This window comes from Wolbachia endosymbiont (group B) of Longitarsus flavicornis (genome assembly GCF_964028135.1).
GTDB lineage: Bacteria > Pseudomonadota > Alphaproteobacteria > Rickettsiales > Anaplasmataceae > Wolbachia.
On sequence record NZ_OZ034758.1, the window covers coordinates 1,617,094 to 1,638,929 of the forward strand.

The window sequence follows — 21,836 nt, forward strand, 5'->3', positions numbered from 1 at the left end:
TCTCGACTTATACAGCTCCCATTATTTAGCCTTTTGATCCTAACCCAAGTGTCCAATGATAGAAAATACTTGGAGACCTCTTTCTCACTTTTCCTAGAAATTGCTTTGCTAGTCTTCCGTGATCACGAAGTTTCTTATATTTTGTCCTGACCCATCTTATGAGGTATCTCTCTATATTTCTGAGAGATGGATACATCTCTGATTTATAAAACCTGCCATAGTACTGAAACCAGCCTCTGACTATTGGATCTATTTTCTTCGATATTTCCTCTAGTGTGGTCCATGTAATCCGATGTATTCTCCATGACTTTATGGTTTTCTTGATCTTCTTCTTGGCTTTGTTACTAATTGCAGGTAGAAATGAGATGAAATAATTCCTCATCTTATTCTTTGCTACTCTAGGTCTAAAAGTATAACCTAGAAAATCAAAGCTTTGTTTAGGAAATTGTTCTTTTCTATCATCATCCTTACTGTACACAATCTGTGTCTTTTCAGGATGTAACTTCAATTTACACTTAGCCAATCTTTCTTCAATCATTACTTTCATAAATCCTGCCTGTCTTTTAGTTCTGCAGTGCACTATCGCATCATCTACATATCTTTCAAATGGTACTGTTGGATAATTTTATTTCATCCACATATCAAACGCATGGTGCATAAATATGCTTGAAATGATTGGGCTTATTGAACCTCCTTGCGGAACTCCTTTATCCCTTGTTACCCTACTGCCATCTGCTTGCTGAATGGGGGCTTTCATCACTGCCATTAAGTTAAGGAAAAGTGATGAACTGTATTATAAAATCAGGTAAGATTCACAAATTAAAAGAAGTAATGACATGAGTAAAAAAAAGAATAATCATGTTTATAAAAAATAAATTGATGAGTTTAAACTTTATAAACGCACACAGAGCATCCTCAAAAGACTTCTCACGAAAAAGAAAGCTGCCCTTCGTTAATGTATTTCTCCTGATTTTTAGAAAGAGTGTAAAGTCATTACAAGTGATGCTTAATGAGTTTGTTCTGCATACAAGAAAAGATTATACAATTACGGCAAGTGCATTTACTCAAGCAAGAAAGAAGCTAAAACATACTGCGTTTTCAGAGTTAAATGATGATATAGTTTCCCTATACTACCAAGATCAGGAATTTAAAACCCACCATGGCTTCAGAGTACTTGCATTTGATGCTTCAATACTGATTCTGCCAAAGAGCGACAAAATAATAGGTGAGTTTAGCTCAAGAGCAGTATGGAATGGAATCCAGAGATTTGAAGACTATACAAGTGCAACCTTTGAAGTTTGTTACGATGTGCTAAATAATATTGCAATAAAATCTGTGCTAAGTAGAGGTGACAGCTATGAGGTTGATTTAGCAATCGGTATGCTTGAATCCATAAAATCAGACGATTTGTTAATCTGTGATAGAGGATACGTATCTTATCGATTTCTTGCTGAGCTTACAGGAAGGAAAATCAATTATATAATTCGCTGTTCAAGTTCGTCTTTCAATGAAATAAACGCTATGTTTAAGCCGGAAAGCCCATCTAGTACGGTGGTAGTGTCTACCGCACCTATTAAAGTAGCAAGACAGCTACGAAAGCTAGGATTACCTGATGAGATGAAATTCAGGTTAGTCAAAATAATACTTTCTTCTGGCGAAGTTGAAGTGTTAGTAACATCTCTGTTAGATGAGAAACGTTTTACAGTTGAAGAGTTTGAGAGATTATATTACTTGCGCTGGGGAGTAGAAACATTTTTTTCTAGGCTGAAGGGAAGATTAAATTTAGAGAATTTCACAGGAAAAAGTATTGAAACTATCAAGCAGGATTTTTGGTCAACTATCTTCATCAGTAATCTAGAAAGTATCATGATAGAAGATGATGAAGAGACATTGAGCTCACAGAATAGTAAACTAAAAAAAAGCATCAATAAATCTGTCTCATTTAATGCGATTAAAAACTTAGCCTTTGATATTTTTTCTACAGAGTCAGACATAGACTGCATTATGGATCGACTATCACAGTTATTTTTGATGAACACTTTAGTGGTGAGAAAAGGGAGAAGAGTTGATCGTCATAAGATATCTGATATTCGTTCACTCAACTACCAGAAAAGAGCTAGAAAACATGTGTTTTAAATTCAAGATATCTTTTCAGTATCATTGCATTAGTACATTCTTTGCAAAATAACCTGCAATTATTACTTTTTTAAATAACTTGCACTTTTCAGACTCCCTTTTCTTAAAAATTCACCCTAGTATTTACCATAATTATCAATCACTTCAAATTTTTTGTCCAATCTTAACTTCTCTTTCCCTTAACTTAATGGCAGTGATGCTGCTCACTGCCCTTCAAATTCCGGAAAAAATTGCAGCATTAATCGGCATATCGCCCGCTCCTGACTTCACTGAAGATTTAATATTCAAGCAATTGTCAGACAAGCAAAAAGAAGAGCTAAGCTCTAAAGGTGTAATAGATTTTACTTCAGAGCATTGTACATACAAAATAACTAAAAATTTGATCGAAGATGGCAGAAAGAACCTTCTTTTAAACAGAGAAGCAATAGATATAAACTGTCCTGTGCGCTTATTGCATAGCATTAATGATAAAGATGTTCCTTATCAAACTTCATTGAATTTAGCTGAAAAAATTAAGTCAACAGATGTTGAAGTACACTTAATAAAATCAGCAAAACACAACATGTCTGATAATTATTCACTGAAAATTTTATTTAAGACCATCAGAGAATTTTTGCCAGGAGAAATATATAATTGAAGTAATTCAGATGTGTTTGTCGTAAGAGCTGCAGTTATAGCTTCAACAGTAGGCACTATTCTTGATCACCTCAACATTTTCTCTTGGCAATTCTTTAATAAATCGAGAAGTGCGCATTGGTTGCCACTGATTATTAATTTCCCTCCTATCTGCACATGAAATGATCAACCTTTCTTTTGCTCTAGTTATGCCAACATATGCAAGTCTTCTCTCTTCTTCTAAAGCTTTACCACTTTTATCTTCAAAAGATCTTTGATGAGGAAATAATCCTTCTTCCCAACCAGGTAGAAACACGCACGGGAATTCAAGTCCTTTAGCTGCATGAAGAGTCATAACATATACAGTGTCATCGCTATTCATATTATCCACTTCCATCACCAGGCTAATGTGCTCCAAGAAGGTTATAGCGTTGTCAAAATTCTTCAAAGATGAAATGAGCTCTTTAACATTTTCTATTCGCGCTAAACCCGTCACTCCTTCATTCTCAAGCATTTCCATATATCCTGATTGATTTGCTACGATTTTAACGAATTCATGCAGTGGTTTTACGCTTACTATTTCTTCCCAAGCTTTAATTTTATTTAAAAAATCATTTAGTGAGAGTTTAATTCTTTCGGTTACTTGATCACTATTAACCAATATTTTTGCTGCCTCAAAAAAAGAAATTTTGTTATCCTGAGCAGTCGTGTATATTTTCTTTAGAGTTGTAGCTCCTATGCTTCTTTTGGGACGATTTACGATCCTTTCAAAAGCGAGATCATCATTATTATTTGTAACAAGCCTCAAATATGCAATTATATCCCTTATTTCTTGACGTTCGTAGAATTTTACGCCACTTATAATCCTATAGGGAATTGAATATTTTATAAAATACTCTTCGAGCACTCTAGTTTGAAAAGTCGCTCTTACGAGCACTGCAATGTCACTAAATCTGTATTTATTGAGCTTTAATATCTGTTCGCTTATGAACCTTGCTTCAGCTTTCCCGTCCCATAATTTTATTAGATTTACCTTTTCGCCTTCAACGTTTGTTGTCCACAACTTTTTTTCTAAGCGAGTCTTATTGTGATTGATAACATATGATGCAGTTGCAAGTATGTGAGATGTTGACCTGTAGTTACACTCTAGTTTAACGGTTTTTGCATTTTTAAAATCATCGGAAAATTTCAAAATATTTTCAACTTCTGCACCACGCCAACTATATATCGACTGGTCATCATCTCCTACACAGCAAATATTTGAATGCTCTTTTGCAAGGTATTTTAGCCAAAGATATTGTATTGCATTTGTATCTTGGTACTCATCTACCATGACATACTTAAACTTGTTTTGGTAGTAGGACAGAACTTCGGTCTTTTGATTAAAGAGTTGTATATTATATAGCAATAAGTCACCAAAATCGACAGAGTTAAGGAATTTTAACCTTTCCTGATACTGGTGATAGACTTTAAGTGCAGTTACGTACACTGGCCTAAATGATTGAACATCTTCCACTTCAGATGGCAATAAACACTTCTCTTTCCACTGCTGGATGATATTCATAATGGTCTTACATTTTTCTGATAAGCTATCAGAGCTTATTTCACTCACGATATTTTTTATTACTTGTAATTGATCATCCACACCAATGATTGTGAAATTGGAATTTAAGCCCACAATTTCAGCATGATAACGTAAAATTTTTGCTGCAATTGCGTGGAAGGTGCCAAGCCATGGTATATTTGTGCCCGTAAGTTCAAACACTCTTGATATCATTTCATTTGCTGCTTTGTTCGTGAATGTAACTGCTAAGATCTCATCGGAGTAAGCGTAGCCATTTCGAATTATGTGCGCTATTCTTGAAGTGATCGTTCTTGTTTTTCCCGTTCCGGCTCCTGCCAGTATTAAAACTGGTCCATCTATGTTAGTTACAGCTGATTGTTGTTCTGGATTTAGCAGTGAGAGATAATCGTTCATTGAAGTCCTATAGACTATAACTTTGTAAAGTTAAATCTATGATCCAAATATTGTAAAGGTTTTATTGAATAGAACAGTTTAAAGAATGCTTCACTCAAGTACTACATATTTAAGCGTAGATCTATCTTGTTGGGGTAGTTTCAAGTGTATGCTGAGTAACAACAACTTGATTTGAGGTGTTGGCACCAGTTGTTGGGTGAATAGGTGGAGTTTGGAATGGCTTATATGTACGATTTAGTTCCTTCATTTCTATTTCTTCAACTTCAACAAGGAGTTTTTCTTTTGGGGTATAGTGATTACGTGTTGCAGGTCGTTCAGTGAGACTTTCATATGTTTCTTTCAACCAAGCTCCAATATCATATATAAACCCATATACTTCTTCTTTAAATTCTCTCCATGATCTTCTTAAACTGGCTAGTGTAAATCGTCACATAATTTCTTGTGGTGTATCGATAACTCTCTCTATTTAATTTTCCACTTTGCTTATCATAAGTTTTGAAGTAACCAAATATGTTATACATTTTAGCTATTACTGATTATTAATATACATATATTATACGTTAATAAATTAAAAATGTCAAGAGTGTTTATTGCATTACTGAGAAAATGCTCTATTTAAAATGGAGCTGAAGCTTGTAGTAGAATGTTTTCAAACGTTTAATATAATATTGACTTTACAGCAATAATTACTTTAAGTTAGTAACTATTGTTGCAGTTAAAGTATTAATGCCTTTTTTCTTTTATTCTTTTGCAATTCTTAGCATTTTATCTGCTGTTTGTGTAATTAGCGTAAGGAATCCTGTGCATGCAGTATTATTTTTAATTTTCACCTTCGTTAACTCTGCAGTGCTTTTTATTCTCCTTGGAGCTGAATTCATTGCTATGATGGTGCTGATAGTATACATCGGTGCAGTTGCAGTGTTATTCCTCTTTGTAGTCATGATGCTCGATATCGACTACATAAGATTGCATCAGGGTTTTGCAAAGCATTTCACTCTTGGTGCTATATTATGTGTTGTGTTTTTTCTAATCATCAGCTTTGTAATTCGCAGTTCAGAACCGAATATAAGCAATGTTATAAACTATAATAACAATAACGTGAAAGCTATCGGTAATTTGCTCTACACTGACTACATGTACGCTTTTCATCTTTCTGGTATTCTGCTGCTTGTTGCAATTGTTGGTGCAATTGCTCTTACTTTGCAGGAAAAGAAAAAAGGAGTTAGAAAACAGAACGTGTTAAAGCAATTGACACAATCTTCATCTGTAAAATTGATTAAGGCTAAATTTGGAAAAGGAGTAGAATGGAAATAGGATTAAATCACTTTTTGATAATTGCTGCTGTTTTGTTCACTATTGGCGTGTGTGGTATTTTCATCAACCGTAAGAGCATAATCAACATACTGTTATCAATAGAAATATTATTGCTGGCGATTAACATCAATCTAGTTGCTTTTTCTGCCTTTATGAATGATATAGTTGGGCAAATTTTTGTGATGTTTGTGTTGACTGTTGCGGCAGCAGAGTCAGGAGTTGGGCTTGCAATATTGGTTGTATATTATAGAAGTCGTGGCAATATAGATGTTGAACAAGCGAACTTAATGAAAGAATGAAAGTATGATGGATATACTGAAATTAATAGTATTTTTGCCACTCTTTGGTTCGCTATTTGCAGCACTTTTTAGAAAAAGTCAGTTAGTTACAACGGCAGGAATTGGAATATCTGCAGTTTTATCTTGGTATGTTTTTCTCACCTTCTCTGAAAATTATCACTTGAGTTTATTTCCTCTATTTTCATTAAGTGTATTAAAAGTAAATTGGGCAATTAGTGTGGATGCTCTCTCATCCTTAATGCTTATTGTTATTACCACCGTTTCACTAGTAGTCCACCTCTATTCTATCGGTTATATGGAGCATGACAAAGGGAAGTCGAGGTTTTTTTCTTACCTATCGCTATTTACGTTTTGCATGATTGTGCTGGTTGTAAGCGATAATTTCGTGCAGCTTTTTTTTGGCTGGGAAGGGGTTGGCCTGTGTTCTTATTTACTCATAGGATTTTGGTTCCAAAAATATTCTGCAAATAATGCAGCAATTAAAGCATTTGTTGTGAATAGGGTAGGAGACTTTGCACTATTGATTGGGATCTTTCTCATTTATTATACATTTCACTCTTTGAAATTTACTGAAGTTTTTGACACAGCTGATCTTCTTGGCGCGCAGAACATTAGAGTATTCTGCTGTGAATTTAAAATAATTCATATAATATGCATATTACTTTTTATTGGCTGTATGGGTAAATCTGCACAGCTTGGTTTACATGTTTGGTTGCCAGATGCAATGGAAGGACCAACCCCTGTTTCTGCACTCATTCATGCAGCAACGATGGTAACAGCAGGTATATTTTTAATAGCAAAATGTTCACCACTTTTTGAATTATCAAGTATTGCAAGGGAATTAATAGTTATTGTTGGTGCGCTCACTGCTTTTTTTGCAGCTACTGTTGCGATTACTCAGAACGATATAAAAAAAATAATTGCTTATTCAACCTGCAGTCAACTTGGTTATATGTTCATGGCATGTGGGCTTTCTGCTTACAATGTTGCTATTTTTCACTTAATGACACACGCTTTTTTTAAAGCTCTACTATTTCTCGGTGCTGGCAATGTAATTCATGCAATGCATCATGAGCAAAACATTCAGAAAATGGGAAATTGCTGGAAGAAAATCCCTTGCACTTACGCTCTCATGTGGATTGGATCTCTTGCGCTTTCTGGAATATTTCCATTTGCAGGTTTTTACTCAAAGGATTTGATAATTGAACATGCTTATAGCACGGATAGCTTTGCTTTTGTAATAAGCTTAGTTGTTGCATTCTTCACAGCGTTTTACTCTTGGAGGTTATTGCTTCTTGTGTTCCACAGCCAAAAACAAAGTAAAATTAATATACATGAGGCACCAAAGATTATGCTTATACCATTACTGATACTCGCTTTTGGATCAGTATTTTCTGGAATATGGGGAGCAAATATTTTGAACATAACTAGTAATGCGTTTTGGAAATCAAGTTTAGTGATGATTGATGAGCATGGAGTTCATAATTTCTTTATAAAACTACTGCCAACCTTAGCAAGCCTAAGTGGAATAGCACTTGCGTACCTAATTTACCAATATCAAGTAATTAGGCAAATTAAGAGTAAATTTTTACTTAAGTTTTTGCAGAATAAATGGTACTTTGATGAGGTGTATGAGTTTGTTATAATTGCACCGATAAGGTTTATATCTAGGCTTCTATGGAAGTTTGATGTTAAGGCTATTGATTCATTTGGACCAAATGGTGTTGTAAGGTTGGTTAATGAATGTTCAAAAAGTTCTATAAAGTTACAAACTGGTTATATATTTGATTATGCATTTGTTATGTTTGTTACTTTAATAATTGGTGCTTTGTATATTATTGGAATTAAATAGAAGGTGTTGTTACTTAGTATATTCTTGCTTCCACTGATAGGAGCGTTAATTTTATCCTCGATCAGGATTAACCATCAATCTATACACCTAAGATTCCTTGCCCTATTTTTTGCTATACTTCCATTTTTGCTTAGCATTGTAGCTTGTATAGGATTTGATTATAACAATGCGGACTTTCAGTTTGTCAGCTATCCAATCAAGAATGTAGGAATAGGGATAGATGGTATATCGTTGCTTTTCCTTCTGCTTACAACTTTCTTGTTTGTAATTTGTATACTCTATAACTGCAAAATGAGTTATACAACCTTTAGGTCATATATGGCATTATTTCTACTGCTTGAGAGTTTTGTAGTCGGGTTTTTCATTTCACTGAATGCTATAAGCTTCTATGTGTTTTTTGAAGCTGTTTTAATACCAATGTTCTTTATTATTGGCATTTGGGGAGGAAAACACAGGGTATATGCAACGTTTAAGTTGTTTCTTTATACATTAACTGGCTCATTATTATTTCTACTTGGATTGGTGTACATCTATAGCACTTTTGGGACGTTTAATATACAAAAATTAGCTACATTAGTGCCAAGCCTTGATCTTGAAGTGCAGTCATTGCTGTGGATTGCATTTTTTATTTCCTTTGCAATAAAAGTTCCAATGTTTCCATTTCACACTTGGCTTCCTGATGCGCATGTGCAATCACCAACTTCTGGATCTGTGATTTTAGCTGGCTTGCTTATTAAAATGGGGGGATATGGATTTTTAAGATTTTCTATTCCAATGCTTCCTCAGGCAAGTTTGTATTTTTCAAATTTCGTTGTTGTGCTGAGCATTATTGCGGTGATATATGCTTCGCTAGTTGCGTTTGCTCAAGATGATATAAAAAAGTTAATAGCTTATTCTTCAATAGCACATATGGGGATCGTTACTGCTGGCCTCTTTTCATTTTGTGAGGAAGGAGTACTGGGTAGCATATTTCAAATGATTAGTCATGGCCTTATTTCTGCTGCTTTATTTTTATGTGTTGGAATGCTATATACTCGAACTGGAACTTTGGAGATTGCAAAGTATTTTGGCATAGTAAATACAATGCCAAAATTTGGTTTTATGTTCATTTTATTTTCAATGGCTTCAATAGGGCTACCTGGAACATCTGGGTTCGCAGGTGAGTTTTTGGCTATGATTGGGATGTTTAAGAGCATAGGGTTTTTTACAGGATTTATCGCACTTGGCACTATTTTAAGCGCAGTTTATATGCTGAATTTATGTAAGCAAATAATATGGGGGATTAGCTATTCTAAATTATTAAATAACCGCTTGGATAGCATAGAATTTTCTATCTTAATTCTGCTTGCAGTGTTTGTTATTTTGCTTGGATTCTACCCAACCCTTGCACTGAATTATTTGAAGCCATGTATGGCAAATTTGTTAGTCAAATATGATGCGCTATGAATTATATACAGATATTGCCGGAAACGTTCTCTATTATCTCCTCGTTAGTGTTGCTGCTGCTTGGGATTATATTTAACCGCCGAACTATCAACTTATTAGCACTTGGCTGCACAGCGGTAACTTTGATTATTTTAATTATCTCGGCAGAAAACAATGAAATTTTTCTCTTTAATTCGTTGTTAAAACTCAATTTATACATCAGGTCAGCCCAAGGGTTAATTCTCAGCACAGGAATTTTAATACTTTTGATGCTGAATTTATCAAAATATGACTATAAATATGAATTTTCAATACTGATTCTTTTTGCGCTATTTGGCATGATAACTTTGGTTTCAGCAAATAGTCTGATTTCTTTTTATTTAGCTTTTGAGTTGATGAGTATATCTTTGTATGTTCTTGCGAGCTTTAATAAAGATTCAGCTTATTCATGTGAAGCAGGAGTGAAATATTTTACACTTAGTGCACTATCTTCCTGCATTATGCTATATGGAATGTCGCTGCTTTATGGATATACAGGACAAGTCAATTTCTCTGAGCTCGGTTCATTCTTGCAAAACCATCAGATAACTTATGGAATAGTTTTTGGGTTAGTTTTTATCCTTATTGGTTTGTGTTTCAAGCTTGCTATTGCTCCTTTTCATATGTGGGCTCCAGATGTCTATCAAGGTGCACCTACCATAGTAACTGCGTTTTTTTCTACGGCCCCAAAAGCTGCACTTGTAACATTTTTAATTCGATTGATGAATGAAGAGTTAGTAAATGTAAAAAGTTATGTTCAGCCTATTTTCTTATACGTTTCAGCATTGTCTGTGCTTATCTCAGCTTTTGGGGCCTTGCGTCAGCAAAACTTAAAAAGGCTGTTTGCTTACAGTTCAATTGGTCACATTGGTTTTATATTTGCTTCACTTTCTATTTTTACACAAGCAGGAACAGATAGTGCCTTAATGTATTTGGTGATATATATCATCACAAGCATAGGGCTATTCTCATATCTCGTACAAATTGACGATGATGATTGTGATATTGCAAATTTATCTGGTATAGGAAAAAAGCAACCAATTTTAGCATTCCATCTTTCTATACTATTACTCTCGATGTCGGGAATACCTCCACTTGCAGGTTTTATCGCTAAATTTTTTATATTCAAAAGTTTAATAAATTCTGGCTTTATCAGCCTGTCTTTGATCCTTGTAATAGCGAGTGTGATATCATGCTACTATTATTTAAATATCATGAAAGTTATGTATTTTGATAAAGCTAGTGGTAATAAGGTTGCTTATTCTAGGGGTCTATTCATTATCACTTCAGTGGTTTCACTGATCAATCTCATTCTTTTCTTGTATGTAGAAGATCTTGACTCACTCATTAAACTAAAGGGCTGACAAGGTGATCCTTGAAGGTTTTCGTATTTATCATTACAAAGAAGTTCCAAGTACTAATAAAGAAGCATTGGGTTTAATTGAGAAAGGGATATCAAATGAAACTGTCATTATTGCTGATAAACAAACAGAAGGTAGGGGACGCACTGGAAAAAGCTGGATTTCTCCAGAGGGTAATCTCTATGCGAGTTTGATAATTAACCAAGAAACGGATGTCAGCAAATTGACAGAATTGACTTTTGTGACTGCTCTTGCTGTTGGAAATACTTTATTATCGTTAAATTTCTTGAATAATCAAACCCACTGCGGTGTCATTCCAATGCGTGACACTGGAATCCATACTTTTTCTTCTGGATCCCAGTGTCAAAGCACTGGGATGACAAGAGATCAATTCATAAACGATCTCAATCTTCAACATAAATGGCCAAATGATGTTCTAATCGATGGCAAGAAAATAAGCGGAATATTGCTTGAAAAAAAATCCAATTCAAATTGGCTCATTATAGGAATTGGAATTAATGTCAATCATGCGCCACTTCCAGGCACAACGTGCATTAGCAATTACGGTGAATCTGTGTCTAACATGGATCTGTTAAAGGAATTAATAATAAATTTTAATAAGCTAAGAAAGCAATGGCTATTTGATGGGTTTTATGCTATAAGAGAAATGTGGTTAAAAAAAGCATTCAAAATGAATGAGCAAATCAGTGTAAAGTTAGCTGACAAATTGTATGAAGGAATTTTTGCTGATATAGATAAAAGTGGTAAATTGTTGTTGCAGCAAAAGGATGGAAGCTTAATTTATTTTGATGCAGGTGAGTTATTTATTGGCAGTGCATTATGAATACATATGTAATTTTTGCTTACCTTATTAGTTTCATACTGATTGGTGGAAATTTGATTTTTACCGTTTCTTGCTATACTAAAAGTAAAAAAATTCTAGAAAGCCTGAAAGATAATAATGAAGAAGAAACATAAGCGATTACTTATAACTTCAGGAATTTTCTGCTTTTTAAGTTGTGCAGTTTTTTTTATTTTAACAACGCTCAAAGAAAATATCTCATTTTTCTATACAGTAAGTGAAGCCATAGTCTTGCCAAATAATCAAAAGCCAATCCGTGTTGGTGGAATGGTTGTTGAAAAGAGCGTGATACGGAGCGAAAGTGAAGTAGTTTTTCAGATGACAGATTTTAATAAAAGCGTTGTGGTGAAATATCAGGGAATACTTCCACCAATGTTTTCAGAAAAAAGTGGTGTTGTTGTGCAAGGTAAAATGTTTGATAATAGTACTTTTCTTGCAGATACGGTGTTTGCAAAACATGATGAGAACTATAAGCCGAAAGTCCTAAAATAGATTTCCTAATTCAGTTGTATTGAAATGGTATGTGAAAGAAAGCAACAGCCTGCTAGCAAGCTGTTACTTTCCTAACTACCACAATATATCAGAGTGAGTTGGTGCTTCCCATTCTACGTTATTATGGTCAATTATTGCTGCTTTTAATCCTTCAACTTCTCCCCTTAGGTGATCAAGTTCTTCTGCCCATGTTCTATATTCTTTATTATTATCAATAAATCCATCCTGGTGAATTAACTTATTCAAATGAGATAAACCATTAGCCAATGCTTTACTCATATCAAGAGACTCTCCTCGAAGTTGTGCTATGTTGTCCATAATTGAGACACGCAAGCCCGAAACAAACTTCTCGTTTAAATCGCAGACTAACTTATCCATAACTTGATTGACGTAATAAATCGATGCAATCTTGTTTTTAACGTCCTCAAAGTTTGTGGGCTTAACTGCAACTTCTATATCGTCTATTTTTTTAAAGTTGAAATCGCTCATTTGGTTTATTGCTTCAAAGTTATTTTCGCTTTCTTGTTTACTGTTGTTACTCATGTTAACTCCTATAAAATTAACTCAGCTACATCTAAATAGCATGCGAAAAGAGTAACAGTCTGATATCAGGCTATTACCTTTTTTATTAAAGCAACCCGTTCTCTTCGCCAGTAGCATGAGGGAATATGGAAGCTTCTGCAATGCCTGGCTGATCATCACGAAATCCCTGAAGATCCTTTTTAAGAGTTTGAAGTTGAGCGTTTATTTTAGTTGTATTTTGCCCTATATTTGTTATAGTTGATCATCACGAAATCCCTGAAGATCCTTTTTAAGAGTTTGAAGTTGAGCGTTTATTTTAGTTGTATTTTGCCCTATATTTGTTATAGTTGTTAACAGTGGATTCACTATGCTATCTGTAATTTGACTGTTTAAATTTTTGTTATGATTATCAATACTTTCTATCAAGCCATCATAAACCTTTTTAAGGTATGTTATACCTACGTTTGTTGGCTTCATTTGGTTTAAAGGTATTTTGTCCAGTGGCTTAGTTATATCAAAATCTAACTTCTTAGTATCAGCATTTTTGTCTTTATTATCAATTTGTATTGAATTTATCCTTGGTTTTACAAAATCTAGTTTTTCAAAACTCGGGACCTTAAGTTCCATTAATTTCTCTTGGTCTGAAATCTTTTCATTAAAATATAATTCTACATTGTTTTTACTCATAATAAGTTACCTACTATAAAAAAATTGATTTTCATAAATTGCTACCATACAAGTAGCATTGAATCGTTATTGTTTTCTACTATTGTAAAATCTGGAGCTTCTGCAATGCCTGGCATATCGTCCTTGATTTGCTTGAGCATCTCCTTGATTTCCTCGTTATGTTTACTCTGCTCGTCAAGTTTCCCTTTTAATTCATCAATGATAGCATTGGACTGATCTTTACTGCCAAGATCACCAATCACGGATAGGACTTTCTCATGAGGCAACTTGTGAATAATATCTTTCAGCTCTTCTGCACCTAAATTATCCAAAAGTTCTTTAAACTGCTCATTAGACATACTAAGAGCAAAAGCTTTAAGTTTTTCTGGGTTGTTAGCTAAAGACTTAACAACCATCTGAATCTTATCAGAATCATCAGTTAACTCTCGAGCTACTATTTCAAGTTTCTTGTGGTCTAACTTATTAATTAAATTATGTAATGTATCTTCTTCTAAAGTTTTTACTAAGATTGGAAGTTTATTTCTCAACGCGTCGTCCAAAATAGTGTTTATCATTTTCTCATTTGCATTTTTTATTAGTTCTACAAACTGGTCATCACTCATTGTCTTGATCGCTATCTCGAACTGATCCATTTTAAGGTGAGGGAAAATTTGTTTTACTTGATCTAGGTTAAAGTCTTTTACTAAGTTCTTAACCTGATTCTCATTTAATAAGGGGACTATTATTCCTAACTTTTTTGAATCCAATGTGTGAGTAAGGGCTTGTAATTGATGATTGGTTAAACGATCCACTAAAGCTAGAAATTGTCCATCTGTTAAGTTCTCTGCTAAAACCTGTAGTTGTTTATTTGTTAAGCTCTTTGCTAAAATCTGTAATTTTTCATTATTAAGAATATCGGCAAGAGTCTCTAACTGATTTCCTGTTAAGTTCTTAAAAAAAGTTTTGGCGAACTCACTTGATATTAGTACACTCTTTGGTATCTTAGACGATGTTATATCTTCTATCACCTTTGCTGTATCATGGTGTGGCATACTGTATTGTAATATCTTGTTGTCAGGTGAATCGATTATGTTTCCTTCCTTATCTGAAAAATAATATTTATCGTCACCAAGACCTGATTCCTCCCATGTTAAATATTTGTACTTCAATTCTTCACCTACAAAATCATGATAACCAGTTTTATCTCTTATGCCCCAATTTAATGATAGTTTAACTAATCTATCATTGTCATATGCAAATGAATTACTGTTCTTATAATAACCAGGTTGATCATCTCGAATATATCTGTTTTGTTTTTCTTCTACGCAATACATTCCGAATCTATCAAGAAAATCGCTACAGAATTTTATAGATAATTCTAGCGTATCGTCTTCTTTGCTTAGCGATATAAGCTTGACTTTTTTCATAGATTGAGGATCTTCAATGTTAGAATACGTTTCATATCCACTAGATCCGCATGAAAATTGCTGTCCAGGTACCATCTTAAAGACATGTTTTTTTTCCACTCATAAGTATTATCTAATTAATTTAATTATAGCTATTATAGCATTTACTGATTAATTTATAATTAAATTAGCATGTATTGGAGTCATAATAACAAATATCACTAGAGAATTAGTATAAAACCCCGATAGAATAGATAGGCTGGCTTTATGGTATGTTGAAACCTATATTGGTGGAGGCAAGCGGGATCGAACCGCTGACCTTCTGCGTGCAAAACAGATGCTCTACCAGCTGAGCTATGCCCCCAACTTTTGCTTAAAGCATAAATCACTCAGGCTGAAATGCAAGAAATATTTATTTGTGAGGCTATTGCTAAATAGTGCACAAATTCTGCATTTATGTATAATTCTCTATCTTTTTAGAGTTGTACGTCAGCTTTACCAAATGAATCTTTGAATTAACAAGAAGTTTTCCTTCAAAAATTTTTAATTAAATTATCACTAATACAGTACATTATATAATTTATTTAACCATACATGAAAATTTTAGTTTGATTAAAATGGATAAAAACTATATTACTGTTTAGTATAGCTGAAAAATAAAATGATCCCGTAGCTCAGCCGGTAGAGCAACTGACTTTTAATCAGTGGGTCACGCGTTCGAATCGCGTCGGGATCACTTAGAATCTTAAAAGCATGCTAAAAGAACAGGACAAAATATTCACAAACTTAAATGGTAAAGAAACACCACTACTTGAGGGTGCAAAAAAACGTGGTAGTTGGCAAAAAACAAAGGAATTACTGGATTTAGGATCAGAAAAAATCATTGATGAAGTAAAGAAATCTGGCTTGAGAGGTCGAGGGGGTGCAGGATTTTCTACTGGCCTTAAGTGGAGCTTTATGCCTAAAAATCCTCCAAAAGCATATTTAGTAGTCAATGCAGATGAGTCAGAACCTGGTACATGTAAAGACAGAAACATATTACGATATGAGCCACACAAGCTACTTGAGGGAATTCTTCTGGCTGGCAGAGCGATCAGCGCATCAGCTGCGTATATTTATATCAGGGGTGAATTTTATAATGAACATTTAGTTCTAAAAAAAGCACTTGAGGAAGCCTATAAAGAAAACTTAATTGGAAAAAATGCCTGCAAGTCAGGTTATGATCTTGATGTGTTTATCCATAGGGGTGCAGGAGCTTACATATGTGGGGAAGAAACAGCTCAACTCGAATCCATTGAAGGAAAAAAGGGCTTTCCTCGCATGAAACCTCCATTTCCCGCAGGTGTTGGACTTTTTGGCTGCCCCACTACAATAAACAACGTTGAAACTATATCTATGGTTCCAGATATCCTAAATCGCGGAGGAGAGTGGTTTGCATCTCTTGGTAAACCAAATAATACTGGCACTAAGGTCTTTTGTATTTCAGGGCATGTAAATAATCCATGTAATGTTGAAGAAGAGCTAGGAATTTCACTACGTGAATTAATTGAAAAATATGCAGGTGGAGTGCGAGGAGGTTGGGATAACTTACTTGCTGTAATACCTGGTGGGTCTTCAGTACCATTAATTCCAAAATCTATATGCGATACTATTGAAATGGATTTTGATTCATTGAGAGCTGTACAATCAGGGCTTGGTACTGCTGCTGTAATAGTGATGGATAAATCAACTGACATAATAGCTGCAATAGAAAGATTATCACATTTCTATATGCATGAGTCCTGTGGGCAATGTACACCATGTCGTGAAGGTACTGGATGGATGTGGAGAATTATGAGAAGAATGGTAGCAGGAAATATTAAACCTGGTGAAGTAGATAAGCTACTTGACCTTACAACTCAAATAGAAGGACATACAATTTGTGCGCTTGGCGATGCTGCAGCTTGGCCAGTGCAAGGGCTAATCAGACATTTTCGTCATGTAATTGAAGATAGGGCAGTAACTTAACTTACACTTTTAAGTCGTTTTACTACTTAGCAACCAGAGTTAGAAAATATTGATTTCCTTCCCTTTTAGGTGCTAATTCTACTTTTGCAATATCTTCAGCGTCTCTAATTAGCCGTTCTAATTTTTCCAGTCCAACCTCAGTATTTATAAGCTCTCTACCTCTAAATCTCATTGTGACTTTAATTCTATGTCCATGCACAAGAAAATCCCTTGCTTGACGCAATTTTGTTTCGTAGTCGTGATCACCAATATTAGGACCCAGTTTAATTTCTTTTATAGTTAATGTTTTTTGTTTCTTTTTTGCTTCACTTGCCTTCTTTTTTATATCATACTTTTGTTTGCTATAGTCCAGTATCTTACATACTGGAGGAGTTGAATCAGGTGCGATTTCTACCAAGTCTAAATTAACACTTTGTGCAACTTCCAAAGCTTGTTCTATTGGAACAATTCCGACCATTTCACCACTATGATCAACTAAGCGTACCTCCTTAGCTGTGATGAGTTCATTAATTCTGTTTTTATTGTTCTTTTTGACTTGCAAATTTTAGCTCCATTAATTCAAATTAATAATTTTTAACAGCAATTCAGTAGCATTCTCCAAAGAAAAAGACTCCTGTTTTTCCGATCCTAAATTTCTCACTGACACAGTTTTATTTGTAACTTCATTTTTGCCCATGATCCATAATATAGGTACCTTACTTGAACTATGCAAACGTATCTTATAGCTAATTTTTTCATTGGTCAAATCAGTTTTGATTCTCACACCTTGTTCTTTTAAAACGTTGCTGATTTCTTTAGCATAACCATCAGCCTCATTTGTAATGGTCAGAATAGCAAGCTGTGTTGGAGCAAGCCAAACTGGAAATTTTCCTGCATAATTTTCTATTAAAATTCCAATAAAACGCTCAAAAGTTCCAAGAATTGCCCTATGTAACATGACAGGGTGATGCTTGTGCCCGTCTGCTCCTATATAAAAAGCTCCAAGCCGCTCCGGTAAAATAAAATCAACTTGCAACGTTCCACATTGCCAATTTCTACCTATTGCATCTTTCAAAACAAACTCTAACTTTGGACCATAAAATGCACCTTCACCAGGATTAAGTTCATAACTAAGCCCTGCTTCTTTAACTGCTTCAAGCAGTGCTCTTTCAGCTCTATCCCACACTTCATCATTACCTGATCTAGTATCTGGACGGTCTGAAAATTTCACAGAAATTTCATTGAACCCAAGTTCTGAATATACTTCTTTTAAAAGGTCACAAAACTTTACAGTTTCAGAATTCACTTGTTTTTCCATACAAAAAATATGTGCATCGTCTTGCGTAAAACCACGCACTCGCATCATTCCATGCAATGAGCCTGAGCTTTCATTTCTATGGCATGTGCCAAACTCTGCCATACGTATCGGTAAATCACGATAGCTTCTGGTGTGAGAATTAAAAATCTGCACATGACAAGGGCAATTCATGGGTTTTATTGCTAGCTTTTTACTTTCAGATCCATCAATAATGAACATATTTTCACGAAACTTATCCCAATGTCCCGATTTTTCCCACAGCTCTTTGCTTACTAAAATAGGTGTTTTTACCTCAAAGTAGCTATTGTTCATTAACTTTTTTCTGATGTAAGACTCAAGAACATTATATAAAGTATATCCCTGTTCATGCCAAAAAATCTGCCCAACAGCTTCCTCTTGAATGTGAAATAAGTCCATATCCTTAGCAATTTTGCGGTGGTCACGTTTTTCTGCTTCCTCCAGACGTTTAAGATAAGTATTTAATTCATCCTTATTTCTCCACGCGGTGCCATATATTCTTTGCAACATTGGGCCCTTAGAATCGCCACGCCAGTATGCACCTGCTACTTTCATAAGTTTAAACGCTTTAACTCTGCCAGTTGATGGTGAGTGCGGACCACGACATAGGTCTACAAAGTTGCCTTGTTTATAAACAGTTAGGTTTTCGTTTTCTGGTATTGATGAGACAATATCAACCTTGTATCTTTCACCTATATCACTAAAGAAATCAATTGCCTGCTTACGAGTCCAAACTTCTCGGACGAATCTGTGGTTACTTTTTATAATTTCCTTCATTTTTTTTTCTATTGCAGTAAGATCGTCCGTGGTAAAGGCACGATCTGTAGCAAAATCATAGTAGAAACCATCTTGAATTGTTGGCCCGATAGTAATCTGAGTATTAGGAAAGAGCTCTTTTACTGCCTGCGCCATTATATGAGCAGCATCATGCCTTATTATATCTAAACCCGCTTCGTCACTCAGTTGTATTACCTCTATCTCTGTATCAGATTCAATTTCACGTGAGAGATCATACAACTCACCATTTACCTTAAAGGCAATTGCTTCTCTCAAAGCATCCGGTTGTAATATATCAAAGCCAGTGACTCTACCACTGTATTCTTTTACTTTTTGTTCGGCTAAAAAGGTAACTTTTATCATTCATTAGACCTTTTATCATCCCAGTGCTTGACACTGGGATCCATGTTTCTTTCTTTTCTAGATTCCAGCGTCACGCGCTGGAATGACACCAAAAGGTGAGCTGCTGATCTTTTAGTTAAATAACAGTTGTACAAGAGATCTATTACATACTTGCTGTAAGAAATTTTAATTGTTGACATACCTAGTTAATAATACGGCCTATTCTTTTTTAACCTGAGTGCAATTGCTTCTTCCCAAACTTCACCATTACGCAATAGCTTTTCTTTATTGTACATTAGCTCCTCTCTTGTTTCAGTAGCAAATTCAAAGTTAGGACCCTCCACAATTGCATCAACTGGACATGCCTCTTGGCAAAGTCCGCAATATATGCATTTTGTCATATCAATATCATAGCGTGTGGTGCGGCGACTACCGTCTTCTCTTTCCTCTGCTTCAATAACTATTGCTTGAGCAGGGCAGATAACTTCGCATAACTTACAAGCTATGCATCGTTCTTCACCATTTGGATACCTACGCAGCGCATGCTCACCACGAAACCTTGGACTTAAAGGGCCCTTCTCCATAGGATACCTCAAAGTAACCTTTGGTTTGAACATATATTTTAATGTAATAACAAACCCTTTAATTAACTCTACAGAAGACCAATACCAAGCTAATTTCTTGAGCATAATATTTAAAACTTGTGTCAGTCATTATAAATCATATTATCAGTTTTCAAAATAAATATTTTCATCTGGATGACTTTTGTAGTTTTTCTATACAATATATTTACTAATACTGCATTAATATGAATAAGTAATATAAGCAAAAATTTTTTAGATTAAGTATTTTAAATTGCTAAGTAGTTTATATAAATAATGACAAACACAAATGAAACTATTTTTGCTTTGTCGACCGTATTTGGTAAGTCAGGAGTTGCAGTAATCAGAATTTCAGGCAACTACGCCCTTAAAGCTTTAAATCATTTTCATATTAAGAAAAAAATTAAACCAAGATTTGCTACTTTAGTTGATCTATATGATGATTCCAATCAATTGATAGATAATGGAATAATCATCTATTTCCCTGCTCCAAACAGTTTCACTGGCGAGGATGTTATAGAGTTACAAGTGCATGGAAGCAAGGCCGTCATAAAAATCATCTTGGAGGAATTATCAAGAATTTTCGTTATGGCCAGGCCTGGAGAATTCTCACTTAGGGCTTTTCTAAATGGTAAATTTGACTTAACGCAAATAGAAGGAATTGCAGACTTAATTGATGCTGAAACGAAAATGCAAGCTAAACAAGCGATTAAGCAGATATCAGGAGAATTGGAGAGACTATACAGCAATTGGAGGCAAAGATTGATAACGATACAATCCAAAATCGAAGCATATATAGACTTTCCAGAAGATATTTGGGCAAAAAAAAATGAATTGGAAAAAATTAGTAATGAAGTGCAATCTCTTGTGCAGTTGATACAAGAGCATTTAAATGATAATAGACGGGGCGAAAGGTTGCGTGAGGGTTTACATATTGTAATAACTGGTGAACCAAATGTCGGTAAATCAACTCTGTTTAATTTCTTAGCCAAGCGTGATATTGCTATTGTTTCTGAATATGCAGGCACAACAAGAGATATACTTGAAGCTCATATTGACATTGGCGGATACCCAATCATTCTCTCTGATACTGCTGGAATTCGTGAGAGTTCAGATCCAATAGAATCAGAAGGTATAAGTCGAGCGAAAAAAAGGTCTTTTGAAGCTGATTTAAGAATAGAACTATTTCCTTTTGAACAGCGTCATAATATCAATTGCACCGTTGTAAATAGCGATACTATTTATGTATTGAGCAAAGCTGACGATGTTATCAATAATCACAATATAAAAATTAATGGCATAGATCTTTTACCCATTTCTATTCTAAAGGGAATAGGTACAAACAAATTGATCTCTCTCATAAAAGAGAAGGCAAAGGAAAAATTTGGGCATGATAGAGACACTCCTGTGATTACTCGGCAAAGACATAGGAATTACATGCAGAAAGCACTGGAACATTTACAGCGTTTTAATATCGATAATCCAATTGAGTTGATATCTGAAGACTTGAGGCTTGCTGCATTTGAACTTGGTGCAGTAATTGGAATTATTAATGTTGAGGAAATATTGGATAGTGTGTTTAGTAGCTTTTGTGTAGGCAAGTAAGATTTTTATAGATTGCTTGAAATTAAATATTGTGGTAAAAAAGAGGTGGACGGATGGCCGAGCGGTTTAAGGCACCAGTCTTGAAAACTGACGTACGGAAACGTACCATGGGTTCGAATCCCATTCCGTCCGCACTTACTTCTCAGATTTAAAATGTTAGTTAATTTTTAGAGCTTATTTAGATGGTTCGTAACGCTGTAAATCTTATCTAATCTAGCCAC

General features: G+C 34.7%; 20 protein-coding genes, 3 tRNA genes and 1 pseudogene. 13 read left to right on the top strand and 11 right to left on the bottom strand.

Going from position 1 to position 21,836, the window contains the following annotated elements; translation table 11 throughout:
• Nucleotides 1-25: 25 nt before the first annotated feature.
• Together ABWU45_RS07705 and ABWU45_RS07710 are read right to left on the bottom strand one after the other, a co-directional pair.
• Nucleotides 26-547: a group II intron maturase-specific domain-containing protein gene (locus ABWU45_RS07705; RefSeq protein WP_353276475.1), complete on the bottom strand. Its 522-nt coding sequence runs from the start codon at nt 545-547 to the stop codon at nt 26-28.
• Nucleotides 548-625: 78 nt separating this feature from the next.
• The gene (locus tag ABWU45_RS07710) at nt 626-766 is read right to left on the bottom strand and encodes a hypothetical protein (protein ID WP_353278425.1); all 141 of its coding nucleotides are present in this window, start codon (nt 764-766) and stop codon (nt 626-628) included.
• Between the two features lie 92 nt (nt 767-858).
• Between ABWU45_RS07710 and ABWU45_RS07715 the strand changes: the two genes are divergently transcribed.
• Both ABWU45_RS07715 and ABWU45_RS07720 read left to right on the top strand, forming a co-directional pair.
• Nucleotides 859-2,136 carry an IS4 family transposase gene (locus ABWU45_RS07715; protein WP_353277994.1) on the top strand — a complete coding sequence of 426 codons (1,278 nt, stop codon included), beginning with the start codon at nt 859-861 and terminating at the stop codon, nt 2,134-2,136.
• A gap of 193 nt (nt 2,137-2,329) precedes the next feature.
• Nucleotides 2,330-2,773, top strand: a pseudogene (locus ABWU45_RS07720) (alpha/beta hydrolase); the annotation flags it as partial.
• 42 nt (nt 2,774-2,815) lie between these two features.
• Here the strand turns inward: ABWU45_RS07720 and ABWU45_RS07725 are convergent.
• Together ABWU45_RS07725 and ABWU45_RS07730 are read right to left on the bottom strand one after the other, a co-directional pair.
• Nucleotides 2,816-4,729, bottom strand: coding sequence for an ATP-dependent helicase (locus ABWU45_RS07725; RefSeq protein WP_353278427.1), 1,914 nt, complete (start codon nt 4,727-4,729; stop codon nt 2,816-2,818).
• 121 nt (nt 4,730-4,850) lie between these two features.
• Nucleotides 4,851-5,072, bottom strand: a complete 222-nt coding sequence (locus ABWU45_RS07730; protein ID WP_353278428.1) for a hypothetical protein — start codon at nt 5,070-5,072, stop codon at nt 4,851-4,853.
• A gap of 383 nt (nt 5,073-5,455) precedes the next feature.
• Here ABWU45_RS07730 and ABWU45_RS07735 point away from each other — a divergent pair, with 383 nt between their 5' ends.
• From ABWU45_RS07735 to ccmE, 7 genes are all read left to right on the top strand, one after another.
• A complete protein-coding gene (locus ABWU45_RS07735; RefSeq protein WP_264682695.1) occupies nt 5,456-6,043 on the top strand; it encodes an NADH-quinone oxidoreductase subunit J in 588 nt (195 codons plus the stop codon).
• Complete coding sequence (gene nuoK / locus ABWU45_RS07740) at nt 6,034-6,342, top strand: NADH-quinone oxidoreductase subunit NuoK (protein ID WP_010404075.1); 309 nt, start codon at nt 6,034-6,036, stop codon at nt 6,340-6,342. Before ABWU45_RS07735 ends, nuoK begins: the two co-directional genes overlap by 10 nt.
• A gap of 4 nt (nt 6,343-6,346) precedes the next feature.
• Entirely contained in the window at nt 6,347-8,194 is a 1,848-nt protein-coding gene (gene nuoL, locus ABWU45_RS07745; RefSeq protein ID WP_353278430.1) for an NADH-quinone oxidoreductase subunit L, read from the top strand.
• A gap of 3 nt (nt 8,195-8,197) precedes the next feature.
• Nucleotides 8,198-9,640 carry a NuoM family protein gene (locus ABWU45_RS07750; protein ID WP_353278431.1) on the top strand — a complete coding sequence of 481 codons (1,443 nt, stop codon included), beginning with the start codon at nt 8,198-8,200 and terminating at the stop codon, nt 9,638-9,640.
• The gene (locus ABWU45_RS07755; RefSeq protein WP_264682698.1) at nt 9,637-11,022 is read left to right on the top strand and encodes an NADH-quinone oxidoreductase subunit N; all 1,386 of its coding nucleotides are present in this window, start codon (nt 9,637-9,639) and stop codon (nt 11,020-11,022) included. The genes ABWU45_RS07750 and ABWU45_RS07755 overlap by 4 nt, the downstream gene beginning before the upstream one ends.
• Nucleotides 11,023-11,026: 4 nt before the next feature.
• Nucleotides 11,027-11,863: a biotin--[acetyl-CoA-carboxylase] ligase gene (locus ABWU45_RS07760; RefSeq protein ID WP_353278433.1), complete on the top strand. Its 837-nt coding sequence runs from the start codon at nt 11,027-11,029 to the stop codon at nt 11,861-11,863.
• 117 nt (nt 11,864-11,980) lie between these two features.
• Complete coding sequence (gene ccmE / locus ABWU45_RS07765; protein WP_010404099.1) at nt 11,981-12,373, top strand: cytochrome c maturation protein CcmE; 393 nt, start codon at nt 11,981-11,983, stop codon at nt 12,371-12,373.
• Nucleotides 12,374-12,448: 75 nt separating this feature from the next.
• On the opposite strand, the gene ABWU45_RS07770 is transcribed toward ccmE, so the two are convergent.
• The 4 genes from ABWU45_RS07770 to ABWU45_RS07785 all read right to left on the bottom strand — a co-directional run bounded on the left by ABWU45_RS07770 (nt 12,449) and on the right by ABWU45_RS07785 (nt 15,331).
• Nucleotides 12,449-12,916 carry a hypothetical protein gene (locus tag ABWU45_RS07770; protein WP_353278435.1) on the bottom strand — a complete coding sequence of 156 codons (468 nt, stop codon included), beginning with the start codon at nt 12,914-12,916 and terminating at the stop codon, nt 12,449-12,451.
• Nucleotides 12,917-13,147: 231 nt separating this feature from the next.
• The gene (locus ABWU45_RS07775; protein WP_353278437.1) at nt 13,148-13,582 is read right to left on the bottom strand and encodes a hypothetical protein; all 435 of its coding nucleotides are present in this window, start codon (nt 13,580-13,582) and stop codon (nt 13,148-13,150) included.
• 41 nt (nt 13,583-13,623) lie between these two features.
• Nucleotides 13,624-15,087 (bottom strand): MgtE intracellular N domain protein, encoded by a 1,464-nt coding sequence (locus tag ABWU45_RS07780; protein ID WP_353278438.1) that lies wholly within the window; start codon nt 15,085-15,087, stop codon nt 13,624-13,626.
• A 168-nt stretch (nt 15,088-15,255) separates the two neighbouring features.
• Nucleotides 15,256-15,331 (bottom strand) — tRNA-Ala (locus tag ABWU45_RS07785).
• 299 nt (nt 15,332-15,630) lie between these two features.
• Here ABWU45_RS07785 and ABWU45_RS07790 point away from each other — a divergent pair.
• Together ABWU45_RS07790 and nuoF are read left to right on the top strand one after the other, a co-directional pair.
• Nucleotides 15,631-15,703, top strand: a tRNA-Lys gene (locus ABWU45_RS07790).
• A 17-nt stretch (nt 15,704-15,720) separates the two neighbouring features.
• A complete protein-coding gene (gene nuoF, locus ABWU45_RS07795; protein ID WP_064085745.1) occupies nt 15,721-16,974 on the top strand; it encodes an NADH-quinone oxidoreductase subunit NuoF in 1,254 nt (417 codons plus the stop codon).
• A 22-nt stretch (nt 16,975-16,996) separates the two neighbouring features.
• Here the strand turns inward: nuoF and infC are convergent, their stop codons facing one another.
• The 3 genes from infC to nuoI all read right to left on the bottom strand — a co-directional run bounded on the left by infC (nt 16,997) and on the right by nuoI (nt 20,097).
• Complete coding sequence (gene infC, locus ABWU45_RS07800) at nt 16,997-17,515, bottom strand: translation initiation factor IF-3 (protein ID WP_341810923.1); 519 nt, start codon at nt 17,513-17,515, stop codon at nt 16,997-16,999.
• Between the two features lie 12 nt (nt 17,516-17,527).
• Nucleotides 17,528-19,429, bottom strand: coding sequence for a threonine--tRNA ligase (thrS, locus tag ABWU45_RS07805; protein WP_353278440.1), 1,902 nt, complete (start codon nt 19,427-19,429; stop codon nt 17,528-17,530).
• A gap of 185 nt (nt 19,430-19,614) precedes the next feature.
• On the bottom strand, nt 19,615-20,097 hold the full coding sequence (nuoI, locus tag ABWU45_RS07810) for an NADH-quinone oxidoreductase subunit NuoI (protein ID WP_012481971.1): 483 nt from the start codon (nt 20,095-20,097) through the stop codon (nt 19,615-19,617).
• A gap of 189 nt (nt 20,098-20,286) precedes the next feature.
• Between nuoI and mnmE the strand changes: the two genes are divergently transcribed.
• On the top strand, nt 20,287-21,615 hold the full coding sequence (gene mnmE, locus ABWU45_RS07815) for a tRNA uridine-5-carboxymethylaminomethyl(34) synthesis GTPase MnmE (protein ID WP_353278442.1): 1,329 nt from the start codon (nt 20,287-20,289) through the stop codon (nt 21,613-21,615).
• A gap of 47 nt (nt 21,616-21,662) precedes the next feature.
• A tRNA-Ser gene (locus ABWU45_RS07820) sits at nt 21,663-21,747 on the top strand.
• Nucleotides 21,748-21,836 lie beyond the last annotated feature (89 nt).